General features: G+C 71.7%; 18 protein-coding genes and 1 other RNA gene. 4 read left to right on the plus strand and 15 right to left on the minus strand.

Annotated elements, in window-relative coordinates; translation table 11 throughout:
* Positions 1–196: 196 nt before the first annotated feature.
* The gene (locus tag DEU32_RS12770) at positions 197–667 is read right to left on the minus strand and encodes an RDD family protein (RefSeq protein WP_114850892.1); all 471 of its coding nucleotides are present in this window, start codon (positions 665–667) and stop codon (positions 197–199) included.
* 144 nt (positions 668–811) lie between these two features.
* On the opposite strand from DEU32_RS12770, the gene glnA reads away from it, so the two are divergent.
* Entirely contained in the window at positions 812–2,236 is a 1,425-nt protein-coding gene (gene glnA / locus DEU32_RS12775; protein WP_058741323.1) for a type I glutamate--ammonia ligase, read from the plus strand.
* A 381-nt stretch (positions 2,237–2,617) separates the two neighbouring features.
* Here glnA and DEU32_RS12780 read toward each other — a convergent pair whose 3' ends face one another.
* The 6 genes from DEU32_RS12780 to DEU32_RS12805 form a co-directional block, all read right to left on the minus strand.
* A complete protein-coding gene (locus DEU32_RS12780) occupies positions 2,618–4,048 on the minus strand; it encodes a UDP-glucose/GDP-mannose dehydrogenase family protein (protein WP_114850893.1) in 1,431 nt (476 codons plus the stop codon).
* Positions 4,045–5,574, minus strand: coding sequence for a glycoside hydrolase family 26 protein (locus DEU32_RS12785; RefSeq protein ID WP_181819289.1), 1,530 nt, complete (start codon positions 5,572–5,574; stop codon positions 4,045–4,047). Before DEU32_RS12785 ends, DEU32_RS12780 begins: the two co-directional genes overlap by 4 nt.
* Positions 5,567–7,183, minus strand: a complete 1,617-nt coding sequence (locus DEU32_RS12790) for a glycosyltransferase family 2 protein (protein ID WP_114850895.1) — start codon at positions 7,181–7,183, stop codon at positions 5,567–5,569. The genes DEU32_RS12785 and DEU32_RS12790 overlap by 8 nt, the downstream gene beginning before the upstream one ends.
* A 515-nt stretch (positions 7,184–7,698) precedes the next feature.
* On the minus strand, positions 7,699–10,671 hold the full coding sequence (locus DEU32_RS12795) for a bifunctional [glutamine synthetase] adenylyltransferase/[glutamine synthetase]-adenylyl-L-tyrosine phosphorylase (RefSeq protein ID WP_114850896.1): 2,973 nt from the start codon (positions 10,669–10,671) through the stop codon (positions 7,699–7,701).
* 21 nt (positions 10,672–10,692) lie between these two features.
* Positions 10,693–12,030: a glutamine synthetase family protein gene (locus tag DEU32_RS12800; protein ID WP_058741328.1), complete on the minus strand. Its 1,338-nt coding sequence runs from the start codon at positions 12,028–12,030 to the stop codon at positions 10,693–10,695.
* A 36-nt stretch (positions 12,031–12,066) separates the two neighbouring features.
* Positions 12,067–12,246 (minus strand): SPOR domain-containing protein, encoded by a 180-nt coding sequence (locus DEU32_RS12805; protein ID WP_114850897.1) that lies wholly within the window; start codon positions 12,244–12,246, stop codon positions 12,067–12,069.
* 461 nt (positions 12,247–12,707) lie between these two features.
* Between DEU32_RS12805 and map the strand changes: the two genes are divergently transcribed.
* The 3 genes from map to rnpB all read left to right on the plus strand — a co-directional run bounded on the left by map (position 12,708) and on the right by rnpB (position 14,865).
* Positions 12,708–13,571: a type I methionyl aminopeptidase gene (map, locus tag DEU32_RS12810; protein ID WP_114850996.1), complete on the plus strand. Its 864-nt coding sequence runs from the start codon at positions 12,708–12,710 to the stop codon at positions 13,569–13,571.
* A gap of 14 nt (positions 13,572–13,585) precedes the next feature.
* Positions 13,586–14,341 (plus strand): polyphosphate--glucose phosphotransferase, encoded by a 756-nt coding sequence (gene ppgK / locus DEU32_RS12815; protein WP_114850898.1) that lies wholly within the window; start codon positions 13,586–13,588, stop codon positions 14,339–14,341.
* Between the two features lie 167 nt (positions 14,342–14,508).
* Positions 14,509–14,865, plus strand: an RNA gene (rnpB, locus tag DEU32_RS12820) — RNase P RNA component class A.
* A 118-nt stretch (positions 14,866–14,983) separates the two neighbouring features.
* Here the strand turns inward: rnpB and DEU32_RS12825 are convergent.
* The 8 genes from DEU32_RS12825 to DEU32_RS12860 all read right to left on the minus strand — a co-directional run bounded on the left by DEU32_RS12825 (position 14,984) and on the right by DEU32_RS12860 (position 21,543).
* Positions 14,984–15,718, minus strand: coding sequence for a zinc ribbon domain-containing protein (locus DEU32_RS12825; protein WP_114850899.1), 735 nt, complete (start codon positions 15,716–15,718; stop codon positions 14,984–14,986).
* Positions 15,715–16,578, minus strand: coding sequence for a Nif3-like dinuclear metal center hexameric protein (locus DEU32_RS12830; protein WP_114850900.1), 864 nt, complete (start codon positions 16,576–16,578; stop codon positions 15,715–15,717). The genes DEU32_RS12825 and DEU32_RS12830 overlap by 4 nt, the downstream gene beginning before the upstream one ends.
* Positions 16,579–16,646: 68 nt before the next feature.
* Positions 16,647–17,678, minus strand: a complete 1,032-nt coding sequence (locus DEU32_RS12835) for a hypothetical protein (protein ID WP_114850901.1) — start codon at positions 17,676–17,678, stop codon at positions 16,647–16,649.
* Positions 17,679–17,793: 115 nt separating this feature from the next.
* Complete coding sequence (locus tag DEU32_RS12840; protein ID WP_208738904.1) at positions 17,794–18,375, minus strand: alpha/beta hydrolase; 582 nt, start codon at positions 18,373–18,375, stop codon at positions 17,794–17,796.
* A 27-nt stretch (positions 18,376–18,402) separates the two neighbouring features.
* Positions 18,403–19,368: an AraC family transcriptional regulator gene (locus tag DEU32_RS17220; RefSeq protein WP_141861326.1), complete on the minus strand. Its 966-nt coding sequence runs from the start codon at positions 19,366–19,368 to the stop codon at positions 18,403–18,405.
* A 157-nt stretch (positions 19,369–19,525) separates the two neighbouring features.
* Positions 19,526–19,939 carry an ATP-binding protein gene (locus DEU32_RS12850; protein ID WP_229666715.1) on the minus strand — a complete coding sequence of 138 codons (414 nt, stop codon included), beginning with the start codon at positions 19,937–19,939 and terminating at the stop codon, positions 19,526–19,528.
* Entirely contained in the window at positions 19,936–20,274 is a 339-nt protein-coding gene (locus DEU32_RS12855) for an STAS domain-containing protein (protein ID WP_114850903.1), read from the minus strand. Before DEU32_RS12855 ends, DEU32_RS12850 begins: the two co-directional genes overlap by 4 nt.
* Before the next feature lie 57 nt (positions 20,275–20,331).
* Positions 20,332–21,543 carry a multidrug effflux MFS transporter gene (locus tag DEU32_RS12860; RefSeq protein WP_254631525.1) on the minus strand — a complete coding sequence of 404 codons (1,212 nt, stop codon included), beginning with the start codon at positions 21,541–21,543 and terminating at the stop codon, positions 20,332–20,334.
* Positions 21,544–21,640: the final 97 nt, after the last annotated feature.

Here is a 21,640-nt window from a genome sequence, read left to right on the forward strand (position 1 = left end):
CACCCGACCGGATCGCCGACCAGAACACCTGCTGCTGCTCGCGAAGAAACACCCCACGCCACCACCTCGAACTCAAGGTGTTGCAACCACCCCCTGACGCCAAGACCGGGGAATGCGACGTCTTCTGCTCCATCGTCGCTTCGGAACCGTGCCCGTCCCGGAGCCGCGCCCGTGCCGGAACCGCGCCTGCCGCGTGTCAGCGCCGGACGAGCACCGTCCCCGCGATGCGGTCGTGCGCACCCCGGCTGTCCCGGTCGATGATGAGCGCCGGCACCACGATGCACAGCAGCAGCGTCCGGACCACCGGGCGCCACACACCCACGTACCCGCCGCGGATCGGCACGACCCGCAGCCCGACGCACAGGTGCCCGAACGACCCCGAGAACGTGCAGATGAACAGCACCTGCAGGACCGCGAAGATGGCGAGCTGGATCCAGGTGTGCGTGATGTCCCCGGACCCTGCGACCGGCGACCAGACACCGGTCACGAACGCCACGAGGTCCGCGAGCACACCGTCGATGAGCAGCGCGACGATGCGTCGGCCGATGCGACCGACGCTCCGCGGCCCCTCCTCCGGCAGACCGAGGTCCTTCCCGGGCCACCCGTCCGGGTGCGCGCCACCGGCGTTCGGGGCGGCGGCGGAGGGCGGAGTGGTGCTGGGAGCCATGCCTCCAGCGTAGGCGACCCCCGGGACGTAACACGCGCGAAACAATGCAGTCATGTCCGGGAAACTCGGTGTCAATAGCCTCGTCGGAGGGTGCACCCGGTGGCACTCGAAGACATCCCCCATACCCCCAGGAGATCGACACACATGTTCAGCGATTCCTCCGAGGTGCTCGCCTTCATCAAGGACACGGACGTCAAGTTCCTCGACATCCGGTTCACGGACCTGCCCGGTGTCCAGCAGCACTTCAACATCCCGGCGTCGACGGTCGACGAGGACTTCTTCTCCGTCGGCCAGCTCTTCGATGGTTCGTCGATCCGCGGCTTCGCATCGATCCACGAGTCGGACATGCAGCTCATCCCGGACGTGACGACGGCGTACATCGACCAGTTCCGCGCCGAGCGCACGCTGATCATGATCTTCGACATCTACAACCCGCGGAACGGCGAGATCTACGGCCGTGACCCGCGCCAGGTCGCCAAGAAGGCCGAGAAGTACCTCGCCTCGACCGGCATCGCGGACACCGCGTTCTTCGCCCCCGAGGCCGAGTTCTACATCTTCGACGACGTCCGCTACTCGGTCACCCAGAACAAGTCGTTCTACTCGGTCGACTCCGAGGAGGGCGCCTGGAACACCGGCCGCGAGGAAGAGGGCGGCAACCTCGCCAACAAGACCCCGTACAAGGGCGGCTACTTCCCGGTCTCCCCGGTCGACAAGACCGCTGACCTGCGCGACGACATCACGCTCAAGCTGATCGAGGCGGGCTTCGAGCTCGAGCGCTCGCACCACGAGGTGGGCACCGGCGGCCAGCAGGAGATCAACTACAAGTTCGACACGATGGTCCACGCCGCGGACGACATCCTGAAGTTCAAGTACATCGTCAAGAACACGGCCGACCAGTGGGGCAAGGTCGCCACGTTCATGCCGAAGCCGCTCTTCGGCGACAACGGTTCGGGCATGCACACCCACCAGTCGCTCTGGAACGACGGCAAGCCGCTGTTCTACGACGAGAACGGCTACGGCGGCCTCTCCGACCTCGCACGCTGGTACATCGGTGGCATCCTCAAGCACGCCCCGGCGCTGCTCGCGTTCACCAACCCCTCGATCAACTCGTACCACCGCCTGGTGAAGGGCTTCGAGGCCCCGGTCAACCTGGTCTACTCGGCCGGCAACCGCTCCGCCGCGATCCGCATCCCGATCACGGGCACGAACCCGAAGGCCAAGCGCATCGAGTTCCGCGCGCCGGACGCCTCGGGCAACCCGTACCTCGCCTTCGCCGCGCAGCTGATGGCGGGCCTCGACGGCATCCAGAACCGCATCGAGCCGCACGAGCCGGTCGACAAGGACCTCTACGAGCTCCCCCCGGAGGAGGCCAAGGGCATCCCGCAGGTGCCGGGCTCCCTCGACGAGGCGCTCGAGGCGCTCGAGGCGGACCACGAGTTCCTCACGAAGGGCAACGTCTTCACCGAGGACCTCATCCAGACGTGGATCGACTACAAGCGCGAGAACGAGATCCTCCCGCTCGCGCAGCGTCCGCACCCGTTCGAGTACGAGCTGTACTTCGGCGTCTGATCCGCAGGTCCAAGGGCCCCGCACCGAGACTCGGTGCGGGGCCCTTCTGTGTGCCGGCGCTTACCGTCCGGCAGGTGGTACACGGAGGCGACCCAGCCTGGAGGCGCGGGGCGGCCTGGCGGACGCACGCCGCGCCTCCAGGCCGGTCGCCATGTGCGTTCCTGCCCATAGCACCCGTTATGGGATGCCGAATCGCGCATTGCAGGCCGGGAGGAACGACCCACCTTGCGCGGATCGGCCTCCCACGCGCGGAACGGCACCCGACGCGCGGGACGGCACCGCGCGCACCCCGCGCGCCGCGCGCGCCGCACGCACGCCAGCGCGCACGAAGACGGGGCCCGCGCCGGCCCGGCACGGGCCCCGTCTCGGGGCGGTGGACGCCTAGCGCGCCGTCGCCAGCACGTCGGCGGCACCCGCCGCGGGGCTCACGGGTGCACCCGTGACCGGCGTGGGACGTCCCAGGGAACGGACGGACCACCCCGCCTGGACCCAGTCGGCGACCGGGAGGCAGTTGCGGGCGTCGATGACCGCGCGACGGCCGACGAACGCGCCGAGGGCGACCGGGTCGGCGCCGGTGATGTCGTCCCACTCCGTCAGGACGAGGACGACGTCGGCACCCTCGACCGCGGCCTCCTTCGACCCGGCGTACGTCAGGGTCGGGAAGGAGCGGCGGGCGGTCTCGTTCGCCTCCGGGTCCCAGAGCGTGACCTGGGCGCCCCGCAGGTGCAGGGCGGCCGCCACGTTGAGTGCTGGCGAGTCGCGGACGTCGTCGGTGAGGGGCTTGAACGCCGCGCCGATGACCGCCACGCGACGGTTGAGGACGGACCCGCCGAGGGAGTCGATCGTCATGTCGATGACCCGCTCGCGCTGGCCCATGTTGATCTCGTCGACCTGCTGCATGAGGCCGACGACCCGGCCGGCACCGAGCTCGTTCGCGCGGTGCATGAGCGCGCGGATGTCCTTCGGCAGGCAGCCGCCACCGAAGCCGAGCCCGGCGTTCAGGAACTTCCGGCCGATGCGGGCGTCGTGGCCGAGGGCGTCCGCGAGCGTCGTCACGTCGGCGCCGGTGATGGCGCACATCTCGGAGATCGCGTTGATGAACGAGATCTTCGTCGCGAGGAACGCGTTGGCGCTGACCTTCACGAGCTCGGCGGTCGCGAGGTCGGTCGTGATGACCGGGGTGCCCTCGGCGATCGGTGCGGCGTAGACCTCGCGGATCACGGCGTCGGCCGCGGCGGAGGCACCACCCCAGACCAGGCGGTCCGGGTGCAGGGTGTCGTCGACGGCCTTGCCCTCGCGGAGGAACTCGGGGTTCCAGATGAGCTCGGCGTCGATCCCGCTGGGTGTGAACTCGCGGACGATGCCGCGCAGACGCTCGGCGGTGCCGACCGGGACGGTCGACTTGCCGACGATGAGCCCCGGGTGGGTGAGGTGCTCGGCGACGCCGCGGGTGGCGCTCTCGACGTAGGACAGGTTGGCGGCGTGCGAACCGGCCTTCTGCGGGGTGCCGACGCAGACGAAGTGGACGTCGGCGGCAGCGACGGCCTCGGCGATCGAGGCGGTGAAGCGGAGCTTGCCGGTGGCGACGTGCTTCGTGATGAGCTCGGGCAGGCCGGGCTCGTAGAACGGGACCTCGCCGGCGGACAGTGCCGCGAGCTTCGCGGGGTCGACGTCCACGCCGATGGTCTCGAAGCCCATCTCGGCCATGGCCGCCGCGTGGGTGGCGCCGAGGTACCCGGTGCCGATGACGCTGATCACCGGTGCGGGACGGGTGTCGGCGGACGGGGTGCTTTCCTTCTTCGGAGCGGTCACTTCGAGACCTCCTGCAGGTCGTAGTCGATGTCGTTGCGTGCGATGCCCTTGACGAACGTCGCGAGGCTGTCGGCGCGGGAGTCGAGGCGCCAGTCGTTGGTGGTCCTGGTGCCGTCGACGATGGTCGTGGCGACCTGGCTGAAGTACGCGAAGCCGATGATGTCCCGGTTCGCGGGGTCCGCCAGCGCGTCGAACAGCGAGGTGATCCACTGGGACTTCTGACTGTCGGTCACGGTGCCGCCGGTCTCGGTCGCGCCGATCTCGTTGAGGACGATGCCCTTGCCCGGGGCGATCTTCCGGATCTGCGCGAGCGTGGCACCGAAGGTCGTCTGGAACGTCGGCTGTTCGGTGGCGGTGCGGTAGTAGCCGGACATCCCGACCCAGTCGACGTACTGCGCGCCCGGGTAGTACTGCCCCATGTAGTCGAGCGTCTGGTACTTCGGGTTGCCGAGCTTGTCGATGCGCGAGGGCGACCAGTTCCAGATGACGTAGTCGTTCGCCCCGTTCGCCTGGAAGACGTTCCAGACGTGCTGCCACATCGCGACGTAGGAGCCGGCGGCGTTCTGTTGCTTCGTCCCCTCGGACCAGTTGTACCAGGAGCCGTTCATCTCGTGGTCGAGCCGGATGACGAGCGGCATCCCGTTCGCCTTGAGGTCCTGGGCGTACTTCGTCAGGTAGGCGTCGAACTTGCCGGAGACGACGTCCTGGTTCGTGTAGCCCGGCACGAAGGCCTGGTCGTTGCCGGTCTTCGCGGGGACGGTCTCCCACGTCATCATCGGCAGGCGGCCGTTCGCCCACGAGCGCTGGACCGCGGTCTGGTTGAAGTCCTGGTCGAAGCCCTGGAAGAACCCGACCATGTTCGTGGCCTTGCCGACCTCCTGCGAGACGCGGTCGTACTCGGACCAGTTGAACGGCGCCTGCGTCGTGTACAGCCCGTACCACCGGGACTGCTGCTCGAGGACCTGCGCCTTGGACGGGGTGCTGATCGGCTCGGTCGTCACCGGGTCCTTCGAGGGACCGGTGTTCGGCGCGGCGGCGTTCCCACCGTGCGCGCCGTCAGAACCGGAGCCGGAGCCGCCGGTCCCGGAGCCGGAGCCGGAGCCGCCCTTCTTCCCCGCAGCCGCAGCCTGAGCCGCTGCCGCGGCGGACCCGGCAGCGGCGCTCTTCGCAGCACCGAGGTCGGACTGCAGCGAGGCGATCTGCTGCTTGAGCTTCGCGATCTCCTCGGCGCGGGAGCCGGCCTGGGCGCTGGACGAGTCGAGCTTGCCCTGGAGCGCCCAGACCTGCTTCTGCGCTGCCGTGAGCTTCGTCTGCAGCTCGGTCGCGGAGACCTTCTTCGCGGCGGGCGGCGTGACACCGAGCGCCTCGCTGACGGCGGTGGAGACCGGACCGGAGGGCGACACCCACACGGTCCAGGTGATGAGACCGAGGACGAGGACGATCGCGGTCGTCCCGATCGCGGTGCGACGGGCGTGCTTGCTGGACTGGGCCCACCACGTGCTGGTGGATCGGATGAGGTCAGACAATGAGGAACGCCTCCAGGGCGAAGATCGCGAACCCGATGCAGTACGGGATCGCCGCGTAGGGGTTGTAGCGACGGGTCTTCGTCGGGGTGGGTCGGGCGGCGGACGACGCGGTACCGGCCGGAGCAGCGGCGGCGGCCGCGCGCCGGGTGGTCAGGACGGTCGCGGTCGACCCGGTGGCGGTGCCCGGGAGTGTTCCGGACCCCGTGGCACCGGACGCCGTCTCCGTGCCGAAGATCTCGTCGAAGGCTCGGTCGGCCGCGGCCTGGTCGGGGTCGACGGCCGCCGGCAGGGCCGCGTCCACGGGGCTCACCGGAGCAGAGCCGAGCGCGCCCTGGGGCTGCGCCGGGTCCTCCTCCATCGGCCCGCCGGCGTAGGCACCGGCCCGGGTCCCCCAGCCGGACGCGTGCGCCAGGCGGAAGAAGCCGATGAGCCGGATCGGCATGAGGAAGAACGTCGACACGATGATGAACATCGGCAGGCGGAAGAAGTCACTCGGCTTCTCGGCGAGGTGGCGCATCTGCCGGATCGCCATGCTCAACACGCTCGACACGACCATCAGGCCGGCGACGTAGAGGAAGCCCGTCGAGAAGCCGTACTGCTGCAGGATGCCCTGGTACAGGTTCTCGCCCTGCCCGGTCAGCCCGCGGTAGATCCAGCCGGCGATGACGCCGAACAGCATGAACGGCAGGATGATGTCGGTCAGGAAGAAGACCGCAAGGATCGGCGCGTGGCCGAGCATCCACGGCAGCATCCGCAGCGTGTTGTACTGCGAGCCGCGGGCCCAGCGGAGCTGCTGCTTGAAGAGCTTCTTCACCTGCAGCGGGGCGTCCGTGTACACGAGCGACGTGTACTGGTAGACGGTCCGGAAGCCCTCCTTGAGCGTCAGGTTCGTCAGCGTCCGGTCGTCGGACACCTCGAGGAACACGCCCATGAACTTCTCGTGCATGAACCGGTCCATGACCCGGACGAGGATGCTCCGGCGGAACGCGATGGTCCGTCCGGGCAGGCAGCCGATCTGGCCGAGGACGCTCTGCGCGGGCATCGAGTACAGCGCGCGGGAGTTCTCGAGCCAGTCCGCCCAGCGGGTGATCCACGAGCGCGTCGGTTCGAGGATGCGCTGGCGGGTGGTCACGCCACCGACCGAGTCGTCGGCGAAGGGCTTGAGGAGCTCCTCGAGCGTGCCGTCGGTCCAGACGGTGTCGGAGTCGACGAGCACGGTGATGTCGCCGGTGGACATCTCGGTGCCGACCTTGACCGCGTTGCGCTTGCCCGGGATGGGCGTGTGGGTCCAGCGGACGAGTGGGGCGAACTCGTCGCAGACCGCCTCGAGCGCGGCGTTCCGGGCGCCGTTGATCACGACGATGATCTCGCCGGGGCGCTGCTCGACCATGCGGCCGATCACGTCACGGAACAGGTCGATCGGCTCGTCCACCACGGGGACGACCACGCTGGTCGTGCCGGTGAAGGTGCCGGTGTAGGGGCGGTAGCGGGCGGACAGGACGACCTTGAGCAACCAGAGCAACCAGATCACCGCGGAGTACACGGCGAACAGGTAGAACTCGGGATGCCCTTCGACCATCTGCCGGATCTGCAGAATGAAGGTGAACATCGATCCCTGCTTCAACGTTCGAGGTGGGGATTCCGCTCCATCGAGGAACCTTGGGCCGGTTCGGGTGACCTCATTGAGACAGAACCTGGACGTCCTCGCAACGCGTCCCCCGTCCGGGGGCATTTCCGGCAGGTTACGGGGTACATGAATGTCCTCCTCTTGAGGTCGCACCCGTGTCCGCACTGCTGCTGACAGCAACAGGGTGGACCGGTCCACGCGGGCGGCACGTCACGACGTGGTCGCCAGACGACCGGGAGGCACGGTGCACCTCGACGAAGAACCCCCGGTCAGCAGGTGGTCACCCCTGTTCGGGGGTATCCGCGGGAACGTTCCCCGACACGGTCCGGACGACTCTGGTCACGGTGCGGTCACGATCCCCCCTGCGGGAGCTGACGGGGTACACCGCGGGCAACGACGGGGGACGTCGCGCGACATCGCGAATTCACTTTCGACGACACGTCACCTTGCGCCGAAACGTGTCGGCCCGGGCGTGTCGCGGTCGGTGCGACGCCGTGTCAGGCGCCGTAGAACTCGCGCTCGAAGACCTGGCGGGCCCGCCGGGTGACCCCGAGGTAGTCGTCCTCGAGCTGCGACGCCGAACCCGGCGGGTACTCCATGAGCCGCGCGACGCCCTCGAGCTGCACCCGGTCGACGGGCAGCACGTCGGTCGTCTTCCCCGACCAGAGCACCAGCGCGCTGCGGGTCCGCGACGCGAAGCGCCAGGCGGCCCCGAGGCGCTCGGCGTCCTCCGGCCCGATGAACCCGGCGTCCGTCGCGGCGGCCAGGGCCTCGAGCGTCGAGGTCGTCCGGAGCCCCGGGACGTCGGTCGCGTGCTGCAGCTGGAGGAGCTGCACGAACCACTCGACGTCACTGAGCGACCCGCGTCCGAGCTTGAGGTGGCGGGCCGGGTCCGCGCCCCGGGGCAGCCGCTCCGACTCCACGCGGGCCTTGATGCGGCGGACCTCGCGGACCTCGCGCTCGTCGATGCGCTGCGGGTAGCGAGTGCGGTCCGCGAGGTGCTCGAAGTCGCGGAGGAGCGCCGTGTCCCCCACGGATCCCCGGGCGCGGAGGAGCGCCTGGGCCTCCCACGTGAGCGACCAGCGGGCGTAGTAGGCGCCGTACGAGTCGAGCGTCCGGACGACCGGCCCGTTCTTGCCCTCCGGGCGCAGGTCGATGTCCAGGTCGAACGGGTGGATCGCGTCGTCGGTGAGTCGTGCGACCTCGCGCACGATCGCCTGCGCCGCGCGCGATGCCTGCTCGCTCGGCAGCGACTCGGGTGCCCGGTGGACGTAGAGCACGTCGGCGTCCGAGCCGAAGCCGAGCTCCCGGCCGCCGAAGCGACCCATCGCGATGATCCCGAACTCGAGCCCGTCGGGGGCGTCCCGGCGCGCCAGGGTCAGGGCGCCGGCGAGCGTGGCCTCGGTGACGTCGGTCAGCGCGGGTCCGAGGGCGTCGACGTCGAGGTGCCCGAGCACGGCGGCCATGCCGAGGCGCAGGGTCTCACGGCGGCGGGCGGAGCGGACGAGCGCCGCGGCACCGTCCACGTCGTCCCCGTGCCGGGCGGTCGTCGCGGTGACCTCGGCGAGCAGCGACTCGAGCGGCCGCGGGCGCAGGAGCGCCTCGGGTTCGTCGAGCCAGGCAACGGCCTCCGGGAAGCGTTCGAGCAGCCCGGCCAGGAACGCCGACTCGGACAGCACGGTCGTCAGGGAGTGTGCGGCGCCGGACGAGTCCCGGAGCATCCGGAGGAACCAGCTCGACTCCCCCAGGGTGTCGCTGAGCCGGCGGAAGGCCAGCAGCGCCCGGTCCGGTGCCGGACCCTCGGCCATCCAACGGAGGAGCACCGGGAGCAGGTTGCGCTGGATCGTGGCGCGCCGGCTCGTGCCCTGGGTGAGCGCGCGGATGTGCCCGAGCGCGCCGGCGGGGTCCGCGAACCCGATCGCCCCGAGCCGGTCGGCCGCCTGGTCGCTCGTCAGCACGATCTCGCCGTCGGTCGCGGCCACGGCGGACAGCAGCGGTCGGTAGAACAACCGCTCGTGCAGCCCTCGCACCTCGAGCTTGACGCCGCGCCAGCGCTGCTCGAGCGCGGCGGCCGAGGTCGCGAGGCCCGTCGACCGGGCGAGGACACGCAACTCCTCCTCGTCGCTCGGCATGAGGTGCGTGCGCTGGAGCCGCCGGAGCTGGATGCGGTGCTCGAGGAGCCGCAGCAGGGCGTAGTCGGGACCGAAGCGCGCGGCCTCGGGACGACCGACGTACCCGGCGGCCGTCAGGGCGTCCATCGCCTCGAGCGTCGAGCGCACCCGCACGCTCTCGTCGTCCCGCCCGTGCACGAGCTGCAGCAGCTGCACGGTGAACTCGACGTCGCGCAGGCCGCCGGGCCCGAGCTTCAGCTGCCGGTCGACCTCGGCGTCCGGGATGTGCTCGGTGACCCGCTCACGCATCCGCTGCACGGACTCGACGAACCCCGGTCGGCCGGCCGAGCTCCAGACGAACGGGGCGACGGAGGCGGCGTACCGCGCACCGAGGTCCCGGCTGCCCGCGATCGGCCGGGCCTTGAGGAGCGCCTGGAACTCCCACCCCTTCGCCCAGCGCTCGTAGTACGCCACGTGCGAGTCGAGCGTCCGGACGAGCGCGCCGTCCTTGCCCTCCGGGCGCAGGTTGGCGTCGACCTCCCACAGGGCCGGCTCGGCGGAGAGGTCGGTGATCGCGTGCGTCGCCGCGATCGCCAGCCGAGTCGCGATGAGCACCGCGCGGTCTGTCCCGACGCCGGTGTCCGCGTCGTCGTCGCGCGTGGGTTCGGTGACGAAGATGACGTCGACGTCGCTGACGTAGTTGAGCTCGCGCGCACCGGCCTTGCCCATCGCGATGACGGCGAGCGGGGTCGCGGCGACGTCGGCCGCGGGGAACGGGACCTCGCGCCGGGCGACGTCGACCGCCGTCTGCAGTGCGGCACCGGCCAGGTCCGCGAGTCCCGCCGCGACCGCCGGGAACGCCTCGGTCGGTGCAGGGTGCAGCACGTCGAAGAGCGCGATCTGGGCCAGGTGTCGGCGGTACCGGACGCGCAGCCGGAGTCGGGCGTCCTCCCCGATCGTGCCGTCGACGGCCTCGGCGAGGGACGCCTCGTACGCCTCCTGCGTCCACGGCGCCGTCACCGGGTCGAGCAGCAGCGCGGTCTCGGCCGGACGACGGAGCAGGAACTCCCCCAAGCCGACCGAGGCACCGAGGAGCCGGACCAGGCGCTCGGTCGCGGCCTCGTCGGCCAGGACCGGCCGGACCTGGTCCGGGGCACGCTCGAGCAGCCGCTCGAGCGCGCGCAGCGCGCCGTCCGGGTCGGCCGTCGACTCCCACAGGGCCGGGGCGTCGCTGACCGGCACCCGCACGTCGGGGCCGAACCGTGCCTCCAGGCCGGCGATCCGTTCCAGGCTCTCCGACAGCTCCGCGAAGCCCAACCGGGCCATCTCGGAACGGGACGTCCTCGTCCGACCGGTCATGTGGTGCTCCGGGTCGGGCTGCTAGAGCGCGCCGAGGTTGGTGTCGAGCTCGAAGGGCGTGACCTGGTCGCGGTACGCCTTCCACTCCTGGCGCTTGTTGAGCAGGACGTAGTTGAAGACCTGCTCGCCGAGCGTCTCCGCCACGAGCTCGGAGTCCTCCATGAGGCCGAGGGCGTGGTCGAGGCTCGCCGGGAGCTGCTTGTAGCCCAGGGCGCGGCGCTCGGCGTCGGACAGGCTCCAGACGTTGTCCTCGGCCTCCGGCGGGAGTTCGTAGCCCTCGTCGATGCCCTTGAGCCCGGCCGCGAGGAGCAGCGAGTACGCCAGGTACGGGTTCGCGGCGGAGTCGATGCCGCGGTACTCGACCCGGGCGGACTGGCCCTTGTTCGGCTTGTAGAGCGGCACGCGGAGCAGCGCCGACCGGTTGTTGTGGCCCCAGGTGACGAACGAGGGGGCCTCGTCGCCGCCCCAGAGGCGCTTGTACGAGTTCACGAACTGGTTCGTGACCGCGGTGATCTCCGGCGCGTGGCGGAGGACGCCCGCGATGAAGTGCTTCGCGGTCTGCGAGAGCTGGTACTCGCCGCCCGCTTCGTAGAACGCGTTCTGGTCGCCCTCGAACAGCGACACGTGCGTGTGCATGCCGGAGCCGGGCTGCCCGGAGATCGGCTTCGGCATGAACGTCGCGTAGACGCCCTGCTCGATCGCCACCTCCTTCACGACGGTGCGGAACGTCATGATGTTGTCCGCCATCGTCAGGGCGTCGGCGTACCGGAGGTCGATCTCGTTCTGACCGGGGCCGGCCTCGTGGTGGCTGAACTCGACCGAGATGCCGAGGTCCTCGAGCATCCGGACGGACCGGCGGCGGAAGTCGTGCGCGCTGCCGCCGGGGACGTTGTCGAAGTAGCCGGCGCGGTCGACGGGCTGCGGGCCGCCGTCCTTCCAGTCACGGCTCTTCAGCAGGTAGAACTCGATCTCGGGGTGCGTGTAGAACGTGAAGCCGCGGTCGCTCGCCTTCGCCAGCGTGCGCTTGAGAACGTTGCGGGGGTCGGCGACGGCGGGCTGCCCGTCGGGCGTCGTGATGTCGCAGAACATCCGCGCGGTCGGGTCGATCTCCCCGCGCCACGGCAGGATCTGGAACGTCGAGGGGTCCGGGTGCGCGAGCACGTCGGCCTCGTACGAGCGGGTCAGGCCCTCGATCGCGGAGCCGTCGAACCCGATGCCCTCGGCGAAGGCGCCCTCGACCTCGGCCGGGGCGATCGCCACTGACTTCAGCGTCCCGATGACGTCCGTGAACCAGAGTCGGATGAACTTGATGCCGCGCTCCTCGATGGTGCGGAGCACGAAGTCCGTCTGCTTGTCCATTGACGCCCTTTCCGTGGAGCAGTTGGGATGCTCAGCCTATTGGTCTTCGTCGTCCCAACGCTCGTTGTTCGCCTCGATGCGGTCGAGGGCGTGTTGCGCCTCCTCGCGCGTCTCGAACGGGCCGATGCGGTCGCGCTGCGGGGACTGCGGGCCCTGCTCGACGGCGTGCGTCTTCTCGTTGAACCACCACTGGGACTCGATGCGTTCGTCGCTCATGGCGCCACCGTACCCACGCGCGGCCCGGGTGGGCCGGGCGCGGCGGCGCGCGGCTGCGCGGCCGCGCGGCGCGGCTGCGCATGGCCTGGGGGGGGTTTCGGGCTGAGCGACACCTCACGCCGTCTGCGCGACGTGAGGTGTCGCTGCGCCCGTGAGGTCGGTGCCGCTCCGGCAGATCGGAGCGGCACCGCCGCGCCCCGCACCCACGGCGACCGCCTGGAGGCCCGGTGCCGGCCGGCCGGACCGGCACCGGGCCTCCAGGCGGTTGTGTCCCGACCACGCCGGTCGGGGGGGGCCGCGCGCGCTCGGATGGCCGTCCCGAGACGCGCGCTGGCGGACGGGACTCGCCTGTCGGAGCGCGAGTCCCGTCCGCCAGCACGAGTCTCACCCGGTCGCACGGCGGGCGCGACGGGCGCGGTGGGCGCGACGGGGGCGCGCCACGCGCGGATAGAGTGGTCGGCATGCCCCGGGACGCACACGGACACCTGACCCCCGGCCGGATCTCCCCGCAGCGGGCGGTGCCCCGGGAGATCGAGCGCCCCGAGTACGTCGGACGGGCCGAGCCGCACGAGCACGGCCTCGGCGACACGTACACCCCGGACGAGGTCGAGCGCATCCGTGTCGCCGGGCGGATCGCCTCGCAGGCGATCGACGCCGTCGGTGCGGCCATCCGCCCCGGCATCACCACCGACGAGCTCGACCGGATCGGCCACGAGTACGTCGTGTCGCACGGTGCGTACCCGTCGACGCTCGGGTACCGCGGGTACCCGAAGTCGCTCTGCTCGAGCCTCAACGAGGTCATCTGCCACGGCATCCCGGACGACACCGTGCTGCAGGAGGGCGACCTCGTCAACATCGACGTCACCGCCTACAAGGACGGCATGCACGGCGACACGAACCGCACGTTCATCGTCGGCGAGGGGTCGCAGGAGGTCCGCGACCTCGTCGACCGCACCCGCACCGCGCTCGAACGCGGCATCAAGGCCGTCGCCCCCGGCCGCCGGGTGAACGTGATCGGGCGGGCCATCGAGGCCTACGCGAAGCGCTTCGGCTACGGGGTCGTCCGCGACTACACGGGCCACGGGGTCGGACGCGCGTTCCACTCCGGCCTGATCATCCCGCACTACGACGCGCCCCACTACGACACGGTCATCGAGCCGGGCATGGTCTTCACGATCGAACCGATGCTCACGCTCGGCGGGATCGACGCGGACATCTGGTCGGACGACTGGACCGTGTCGACGCGCGACAAGTCCTGGACCGCCCAGTTCGAACACACCCTCGTCGTCACCGAGCGCGGCGCGGAACTCCTCACCGTCTCCTGAAAGGCACCATCCCCATGACCTCTCTCGCAGTCGGCGTCGACATCGGCGGTACGGGCATCAAGGGCGCGATCGTCGACGTGACGACCGGTGATCTCCAGACCGACCGGATCAAGAAGGCGACCCCTGAGGGCGGCAAGCCCCACGACATCGTCGCCGTGGCCAAGTCCATCCTCGACGAGCTCGCCCCCGGTGCGGACGTGCCGGTGGGGGTCTGCTTCCCGGCGATCGTCCGCGACGGCAAGACCATGTCGGCCGCCAACGTGTCGAAGAAGTGGATCGGGTTCGAGGCCGAGGCCCTCTTCGAGAAGGAGCTCGGCCGCTCCATCCACTTCGTCAACGACGCCGACGCCGCCGGGTTCGCCGAGCAGCAGTTCGGTGCCGCGAAGGGCAAGGAGGGCCTGGTGGTCGTCACGACGCTCGGCACCGGGATCGGCACGGCACTCATCAACGACGGCGTGCTCATCGTCAACTCCGAGCTCGGGCACCTGGAGATCGACGGGCACGACGCCGAGTCGCGGGCCTCGTTCGCGGCGAAGGAGCGGGACGAGCTGAGCTGGAAGCACTGGGCGAAGCGGCTGCAGAAGTACTACTCGACGCTCGAGGCGCTGCTCTCCCCCGAGCTCTTCGTCGTCGGCGGCGGGGTGTCGAAGCACCACGAGGAGTTCCTGCCCCTGCTCGACCTGCAGGCCGGGATCATCCCCGCGACCCTGCGCAACAACGCGGGCATCATCGGCGCTGCGACCCTGGCCGCGCGGTCGCAGCAGCGCTGAGCGCGGGCGCGGACGCGGGTCGCGCGCCGAACGCGCAGGACACGCCGCGCGTGGTGCGCCGAACGGGCGGTACCGGTCGGGGACGGGCGTCGAGCGCGACAGAAGTGGCACGCTCGGCGGCCCGGCGCAGGGACCGGCGCGCACGGCCGGTAGACTCGGAGGGCGAACGGGTCGGTGAGACGGTCGCGTCACTCCCCCGGGAGTGCCGAGGAACGTCCGGGCTCCACAGAGCAGGGCGGTGGGTAACACCCACCCGGAGCAATCCGCGAGACAGTGCCACAGAAAGCAGACCGCCGGCGGCGACGTCGGTAAGGGTGAAACGGTGGTGTAAGAGACCACCAGGGGTCCGGGTGACCGGATCCGCTCGGTAAACCTCGCCCGGAGCAAGGTCAGACAGAGGACGACGAGGCTGCTCGCTGAGTCCTCGGGTGGACCGCTGGAGGCCGACGGCAACGTCGGTCCGAGAGAGATGGCCGTCACCTCCGCGAGGAGGGACAGAACCCGGCGTACGGCCGGCCCGTTCGCACACAGACCACCGTTCGCACACAGACCACACAGGACGTGCGCATGCGCGCACATGACGGACGGGAGGCACGGTGCCCGCTGGCACCGTGCCTCCCGTCCGTCGCGTGGTCGCGCTGGCTACAGTCCCGACTCGGCGGTCCGCACCAGGATCGCGTCGCTGTCCGGGCAGAGCACGACGTCGTCGGGCGCGGCCTGACGGATGGTCTGCAGGTCCGAGTTGGTGAGCGTCACGCCGGACGCCGTGGACACGCCGCCCTGCAGCAGGGAGGCGCCGAAGCCGTAGCGTGCCCGCTGCCGGTCGTACAGGGCGAGCAGGTCGGCGGGGACCTTCGCAGCGACCGCGGCACGGCTCTGCACCGCGGCGTCGCGGTCGGCCTCGACGCGGGCGATCTCGGTGTCGCGCTCGGCGACCAGGGTGGCGCGCGAGGCCTCGACGTCGGCGAGCTGTGCCTCGATGTCGCCGACCCGGGCGCGGTGCACGTCGAGCTGCTCCATCACCTCGAGCTCGGCCGTCTCGAGGTCGCCGATGCGGCGCTGCAGCGACTCCATCTCGCTCTGCAGACCGGCGGCGTCCTTCGCGTTCGAGACGTTCTGCAGCATGGTGGTGTCGCGCGTCATCCGGGCCTGCGCGGTCGCGGTGTCCGACTCGAGCCGGGCGAGGTCGCGCTCGGCGTCCTCGACCCGGCCGGTCGCGGCGGCGAGCTCGGCGCGGAGTCCGGCGGCGGTGGTGCCGAGCTCGGTCAGCCGGTCACCCTTCTGCAGGGCGGTGATGCGGTGCGTCAGGCGCGTGACGTCGTTGTCCAGGCGCTGGAGGTCGAGGAGGACGACCTGGTCCTCGGGTGCTGCCTTCACGGTCGGTCTCCTTCGGGGGCGGGGGTGGTGGGGGCGACCGGGTCGGCCGCGGGCAGGACGGTGAAGTCCCACGGGTCGGTGCGGAGCTCGCTGACGGTGACGCGGACCCCGGCGGCGCGCCGAAGCTGCTCGGCGGCGACGTCGAGCCAGAGCCACTCGGTGGCCCAGTGCGAGGTGTCGACCAGGGCCGGACCGTCGCCGAGCAGTGCCTGTTCGCGGAACTCGGACGCGGGGTGGTGCCGGAGGTCGCTCGTGACGTAGACGTCGGCGGTCCGGACTGCGGGGTTGCCGAGCAGTGAGTCCCCCGCGCCGGCGCAGAGCGCGACGGTGCGCACCGGCCGGTCGAAGTCGCCGGAGACCCGGACACCGGTGGCGGTCGGCGGCAGCAGGTCGACGAGGGCGCGGGCGAGCGCACCGAGGGTCGTCGGCACGGGCAGGGTCCCGACGCGGCCGAGGCCCGTCGCGGGGTCGGCACCGGGTTCGAGCGGACGCTGGTCGACCAGTCCGAGTCGGTCGGCGAGCACCGCCGAGGTGCCGGTCGTCACGACGTCGGCGTTGGTGTGTGCCGCGAGCAGGGCCGTGCCGCCGCGGACGAGGGTCGCGAGGACGTTCCCCTTGACGGTCGACTCGTCGATGGTCGTCACGCCGCGCAGGAGCAGGGGGTGGTGCGTGAGGAGCAGGTCGGCGCCGGCCTCGACCGCCTCGTGCGCGGTCGCGGGCACGGCGTCGACGGCGAGGTGCACGTGCTCGATCGTCTGGTCGGCGCGGCCGGAGACGAGTCCGACGCTGTCCCAGGACTCCGCTCCCGCGGCGGGCCACAGGTCCTCGATCACAGCCTGGAGTTCGCGGAGCGTCGGCATCCCGTCAGTCTACCGAGCGCGCTGGCGGCCGAGCACCGGGACCCGGGCAGGCACGGGCGCCTGGGTCATCAGCGGCCGAACAGCCCGAGGAGCCGGGCGACGAACCGGGACCACCAGCCCGGGCGGGCGTCGGACGCCTGCTCGTCGACCGTGGCGTCGGACGCTTCCGGTGCGGCCGGCAGCGCGACCGCCTCGGGCAGGACGACGGGTGTGCTCGCCGTCGTGCCGGCGTGGGCCGTGAGCGCGGCAGCGAAGGCGGCGCGGTCGATCACGGTGGGACCGGTCGCGGGCTGGACGAGCGGGGTCGGGCGGGTGTTCGCGGACACCGGGCTGACCACGGGCAGCGACAGCACCGGGCGCACGGGCTCGGCTACCGCGGCGACCGACCGGCCGGTCGAGACGTGCGCGGACACGGTCGGCGCGACGACGGCTCGCGCGTCCGGACGGGCCGGGGCGTCGCGGAGGGGCGTCGGGACGGGCGCGGTCGCGGCGCGACGGGCGGCGGCGCGGTCACGGCGGTCTGCCTCGGCAGCGGCGTCGGCGAGCAGGTCGGCGAAGACGGTGTGCGCGAAGGCGCGGGCGGCCTCGACCTCGGCGTCGTCCAGGTGGGCGACGGTGGCCTCCCAGGCGGCGAGGCGGGCGAGGTCCTCGTCACGACGGCGGACCTCGTCCTCGAGCAGCACGATGCGCTCGACCGTGGTGCGTCCGGTGGCTGCGGAGAGCTCGACGGCCAGGTCCTCGATGCGCAGGGCGAGACGCTCCGGCGGCTCGGGGAACGACGGTGCGCAGGCGGCGACGTGGCGGGCACGGTCGCGGCGGCGGAAGGAGGTGGCTTCGGGTGCGACGGCAGCCTCGGCGGCGACGGTGGCCGGCGCCTCGTCGACCGGCTCCTCGTCGATCGGGTCGGGCTGGGTCGCCTCCGCGTCCGCCGGAGCCGTGTCGACCTCGATGTCCGGACGCTGCACGGGCCCGGTGACCGGCGGCACCACGAGGTCCGCGAGGTAGGGCGTGCGCGTCGTCGGCGCGTCCCGGAGCCACTCCTCGACCTCGCGACCGAAGGGGTCCACGAGGGGGGTGCGTGCGCCGGGCTGCGTCTCCATGTGACGAAGGATAGATATCACGCGGCCGTGAACGGCGGACATCCGCGGTGTGTCGCGGTTCACGGGCCTGCGGACGTGGTGTGCCAGCCCGGACGTGAGCGGCGTGTCGGAGCGCTCAGCAGCGCTCCTCGAACGCAGCCAGCAGCCGCCGGCCCTCGTCCCACCGACCGACGCCGCTCACGACGTTCACGTGCTGCCGGGCGCCCACCCGCAGCACCTCGGCACCGATGGCCGCCCCGAAGCCCGTCGCACGGTGCAGCGAGCAGTACGGGTCGTCGTCGCTCACGACGAGCGCGGTCGGCGTCGACACCCGGGCGGTCGGCGCCCGGAAGCCCGCGGCTGCAGCAGGGAAGGACGGTGCGTCGGGGTCCGGCGGCGCCACGAGGAAGGCCCCGGCGACGCGGTCGCCGTGCGTCACGAGCCAGTCGGCGACCGCGAGCACGCCGAGGCTGTGGGCGACGAGGACCGGCGGCCGACTCGTGGACGCCACGGCGCGCGACAGTGCCTGCGACCAGTCGGCCGGGTCCGGGTCCGACCACGACGTCGGCGCCGTGCGGACCGCCTCGACCCCGGGCTCGGCCTGCCATCGCGACTGCCAGTGTTCGGGGCCCGAGTCCCAGATGCCCGGGACGATCACCCACGGGTGCCGCTGCGGGCTGCCCTCGCTCCGGGCCGACGGCCGTGGTGCTGCGTTCACCCGGGCAGCGTAGCGAGACCCTGGGTCTCAGCGCTGGAGTGTGTCGCGCGGGTACTCGCCGAAGCGCTGGTGGTACGCGGCGGAGAACCGACCGAGGTGCGCGAAGCCCCAGCGCACGGCGACCTCGGCGACCGTCAGCTGCCCCGGGGCCCCGCGCAGCAGTTCCTCGCGGACGCGGTCCATCCGGACGCCGCGGAGCATCGCGTTCGGCGCCGTGCCGACCTGCCGCTGGAAGGCCTGCTGCAGGCCGCGGACGCTCAGCCCGACGTGCTCGGCGACGTCCGTGGTCGAGATCGGGGTGTGGGCGAACGCGTGCATGTACTCGATCGCCGTCCGGACACGGCTCGTCGCCCCCTGCGGCACGGGGACCTGCGGGGCCAGCTGCCGGTGCGGGAACGTGTGCAGCATGGCGAGTGCGGTCGCGCGGGCGGTCTCGGCCATCGCGATCGGCGACACCGGGCCGCTGCCGAGGATCGTCGATGCGGCGCGCTGCACCTGCGCGTTCCAGGTCTGCAGGTCCTCCCGCCGCGGACGCGCTGCCTGGTCGAAGACGAGAGGTCCGGCAGAACCGCCGTGGACCTCGGAGGCGACGCCCTCGAGGAACCGCTTGTCGAAGTGCACCAGGCTCTGCCGGACGTCCTGCAGGTCGAAGGCGAAGGGGCCGTCCGTCGGGAACACCACGGGCGTCCCGGGGCCGTAGCGGACCTCGTCCTGGCCGGAGCCGATGACGCCCCCACCCTCCGACGTCCAGACGACCACGTACTCGTCCCCGGACGATGCCTGCCCCGCCGCACGGGCGTCGAACACCGTCGAGCGGAAGGACATGACGTCGTCGCCCACGACCCGGAAGCGGTACGAGAACGGCCGGTCGGTGTGCCCGCCGACGAAACCGGCCCCCTCGTACGCCTGCCCGAACATGTCGAGTGCGGCACCGAGATCGGTGCCGGCGGTCTCGAACCGGGTGCGCGGGTCGATCGGGGTGTCGATGCTCATCGCGTCCACCGTCCCACCGGCACCGTCCGACGGCCCGCGTGGCGGCGACGGGTGCGCATGGCGGCTCCGCCGGTGCGCAAACCGGATGACCGGGTGCCGTCCGGACAGTCGGTCGAGGGTCGGGGCCGTCCGGGATCCGACAGTCAGGACCCCGTCGTCAGTGCCGGTCGCGCCGCGCGGTCCACCGGTTCTCGTCGCCGACCCGCTCGTAGCGCAGGTCCTCGACGACCATCTGGACGAGCGCGAGCCCGCGGCCGCTCTCGGCGAGCCCCTCGGGCAGGTGCGCCTTCGCCGGGTCGACCGGCACGGGGACCCCGTCGTCGGTCAGGTGGACACGGACCTCGGAGGGTTCCACGTCGAGCCGCAGGGAGCAGGTCACGGAGCGGCCCGCGGCACCGTGCTCGACGACGTTCGAGGCGAGCTCCACGAGCGCGAGCTCGAGCGCCATGCGGTCCTCCGCCGACACGTCGGGTTCGCTCGCCCAGACGTCGGCGAGGAAGGTGTGCACCGCCGTGACGTCGTCCGGCGGACATGCGAGGTCGAGGACGTGCCCGCGCATGGCCAGGGTCATGCCCAGTTCGTCACCGCGGCGTCCCCGTCCGGGTACGTCCGCAGGATCTTGTCGATGTTCGAGAGCTTCAGCACCATCTGGACCTGTTCCGACGGAGCCGCCAGCCGCAGGTCACCCCCGGCCTGCCGCGCGGTCTTCAGGCAGCCGACCAGGGCGCCGAGGCCGGACGAGTCCATGAACTCGACGCCGGACAGCTCGACGACCAGACGCGAACGCCCGCCCTCGACCACCTTGGCCACCGTCTCACGGAACGCACCGGCGCTCACCATGTTGAGCCGGCCGCTGCATTCGAGCACGGCGGTGTCCGCCGTTGCCTCGTGTACGACGATGTCCATGCAGGTGTCCCTCCTGATCACTGCGGGTGCAGCTTGCAACCTACCGGGTACCGTCCGTCAGGTGTTCCGGCCTCGCCGGGTGGCGACGACCTGGACGACGAGCGCGGCGGCGATGAGGACCGCCATCACCCCGCCCATCGCGAGCGCGGTCCCGCCGAGCACGCCGGCCAGCGGGGTCCCGAGCCCGCCGAGACCGAACGTCAGGCCGCCCTGCAGCGCCGCGGCCGTCCCGGGGTGCGCCGCACCGACGTGCTGCGTCCGCGTCATCGCCGCGGGCAGGACGAAGCCCCAGGCGCCGGTCACGACCGCGAGCCCGCACCACACCGGCACCGGCCCGGCACCGGTGAGCGCCGCGACGAGCACGACCGTGCTGCCGACGGTGCCGACGAGCAGCCCGACGGTCAGCAGGGTGTCCTCGGAGACACGGCCGACGACCCGGCGGAACACGAGCGTCGTGACGACCATCATCGTGGCGTTGGTCGCGAACACGAGGGTGTACAGCTGCTCGGAGAAGCCGTACTGCCGCTGGAAGACGAACGAGCTCGTCGCGATGTAGGCGAAGAACCCGATCGTCGAGAGCACCCCGGTCAGGACGTACGCGCGGAACCGCCCGATCGCGAGCAGGTCCCGGATCCGCCGGCCGTTGTCGCGGAAGCCGGTGCCCCCGCGGGACGCCGGGGGCAGCGTCTCGCCGAAGCGCAGCACGACGGCCGCCGCGAACCCCACCCCGAGCACCGCGAGCACGACGAACATGAGCCGCCACGACCCGACGGTGAGCACGGCTCCCCCGGCCAGCGGCGCGACGACCGGTCCGAGGGCGTTGATCGCCGCGAGGGTCCCGAACACCTTCGCCGTGCGGGCCCCGGTGGTGGTGTCCGACACCATCGCGCGTCCGGCCACCGCCGCCGCGGCCCCGGCGAGGCCCTGCAGGACCCGGGCAGCGACGAGCGTGCCGACGTCCGGCGCGACCGCGCAGCCGACCGACGCCAGGGCGAACGCCGTCGTCCCGACGAGCAGGAGCGGTCGCCGTCCGATCCCGTCACTGACCGGTCCGGCCAGGAGCTGCCCCACCGCGAACGCGACGAGGAACGCGGTGAGCGAGAGCTGCACGACACCGGGCGTCGTCCCGAGCTCGCGGGCGATCGCGGGGAGCGCCGGGATGTACATGTCCGTCGCGAACGGTGAGACGCCGACGATCAGCGCGAGCGGCACGATCGGCGGCAGCACCGCTCCGGTGGTCGGTCGGGTCCCCCTGCGCTCCGTCGTCACCCGCGCAACGCTACGCGCCCCGGATCGATTCGACAGTGCGACCGCGGCGGGTGGGTGGTGACCCCACGACGGACGGGAGGCACGTGGCGGGTCCGCC

Source organism: Curtobacterium sp. AG1037 (assembly GCF_003349855.1).
Lineage (GTDB): Bacteria > Actinomycetota > Actinomycetes > Actinomycetales > Microbacteriaceae > Curtobacterium > Curtobacterium citreum.

Coding starts and splice junctions, on each gene's coding strand:
- DEU32_RS12770 (WP_114850892.1), bottom strand. CDS start 667: ATGGCTCCCAGCACCACTCCGCCCTCCGCCGCCGCCCCGAACGCCGGT.
- glnA (WP_058741323.1), top strand. CDS start 812: ATGTTCAGCGATTCCTCCGAGGTGCTCGCCTTCATCAAGGACACGGAC.
- DEU32_RS12790 (WP_114850895.1), bottom strand. CDS start 7,183: ATGTTCACCTTCATTCTGCAGATCCGGCAGATGGTCGAAGGGCATCCC.
- DEU32_RS12795 (WP_114850896.1), bottom strand. CDS start 10,671: ATGACCGGTCGGACGAGGACGTCCCGTTCCGAGATGGCCCGGTTGGGC.
- DEU32_RS12800 (WP_058741328.1), bottom strand. CDS start 12,030: ATGGACAAGCAGACGGACTTCGTGCTCCGCACCATCGAGGAGCGCGGC.
- DEU32_RS12805 (WP_114850897.1), bottom strand. CDS start 12,246: ATGAGCGACGAACGCATCGAGTCCCAGTGGTGGTTCAACGAGAAGACG.
- map (WP_114850996.1), top strand. CDS start 12,708: ATGCCCCGGGACGCACACGGACACCTGACCCCCGGCCGGATCTCCCCG.
- ppgK (WP_114850898.1), top strand. CDS start 13,586: ATGACCTCTCTCGCAGTCGGCGTCGACATCGGCGGTACGGGCATCAAG.
- DEU32_RS12830 (WP_114850900.1), bottom strand. CDS start 16,578: ATGCCGACGCTCCGCGAACTCCAGGCTGTGATCGAGGACCTGTGGCCC.
- DEU32_RS12835 (WP_114850901.1), bottom strand. CDS start 17,678: ATGGAGACGCAGCCCGGCGCACGCACCCCCCTCGTGGACCCCTTCGGT.
- DEU32_RS17220 (WP_141861326.1), bottom strand. CDS start 19,368: ATGAGCATCGACACCCCGATCGACCCGCGCACCCGGTTCGAGACCGCC.
- DEU32_RS12850 (WP_229666715.1), bottom strand. CDS start 19,939: ATGACCCTGGCCATGCGCGGGCACGTCCTCGACCTCGCATGTCCGCCG.
- DEU32_RS12855 (WP_114850903.1), bottom strand. CDS start 20,274: ATGGACATCGTCGTACACGAGGCAACGGCGGACACCGCCGTGCTCGAA.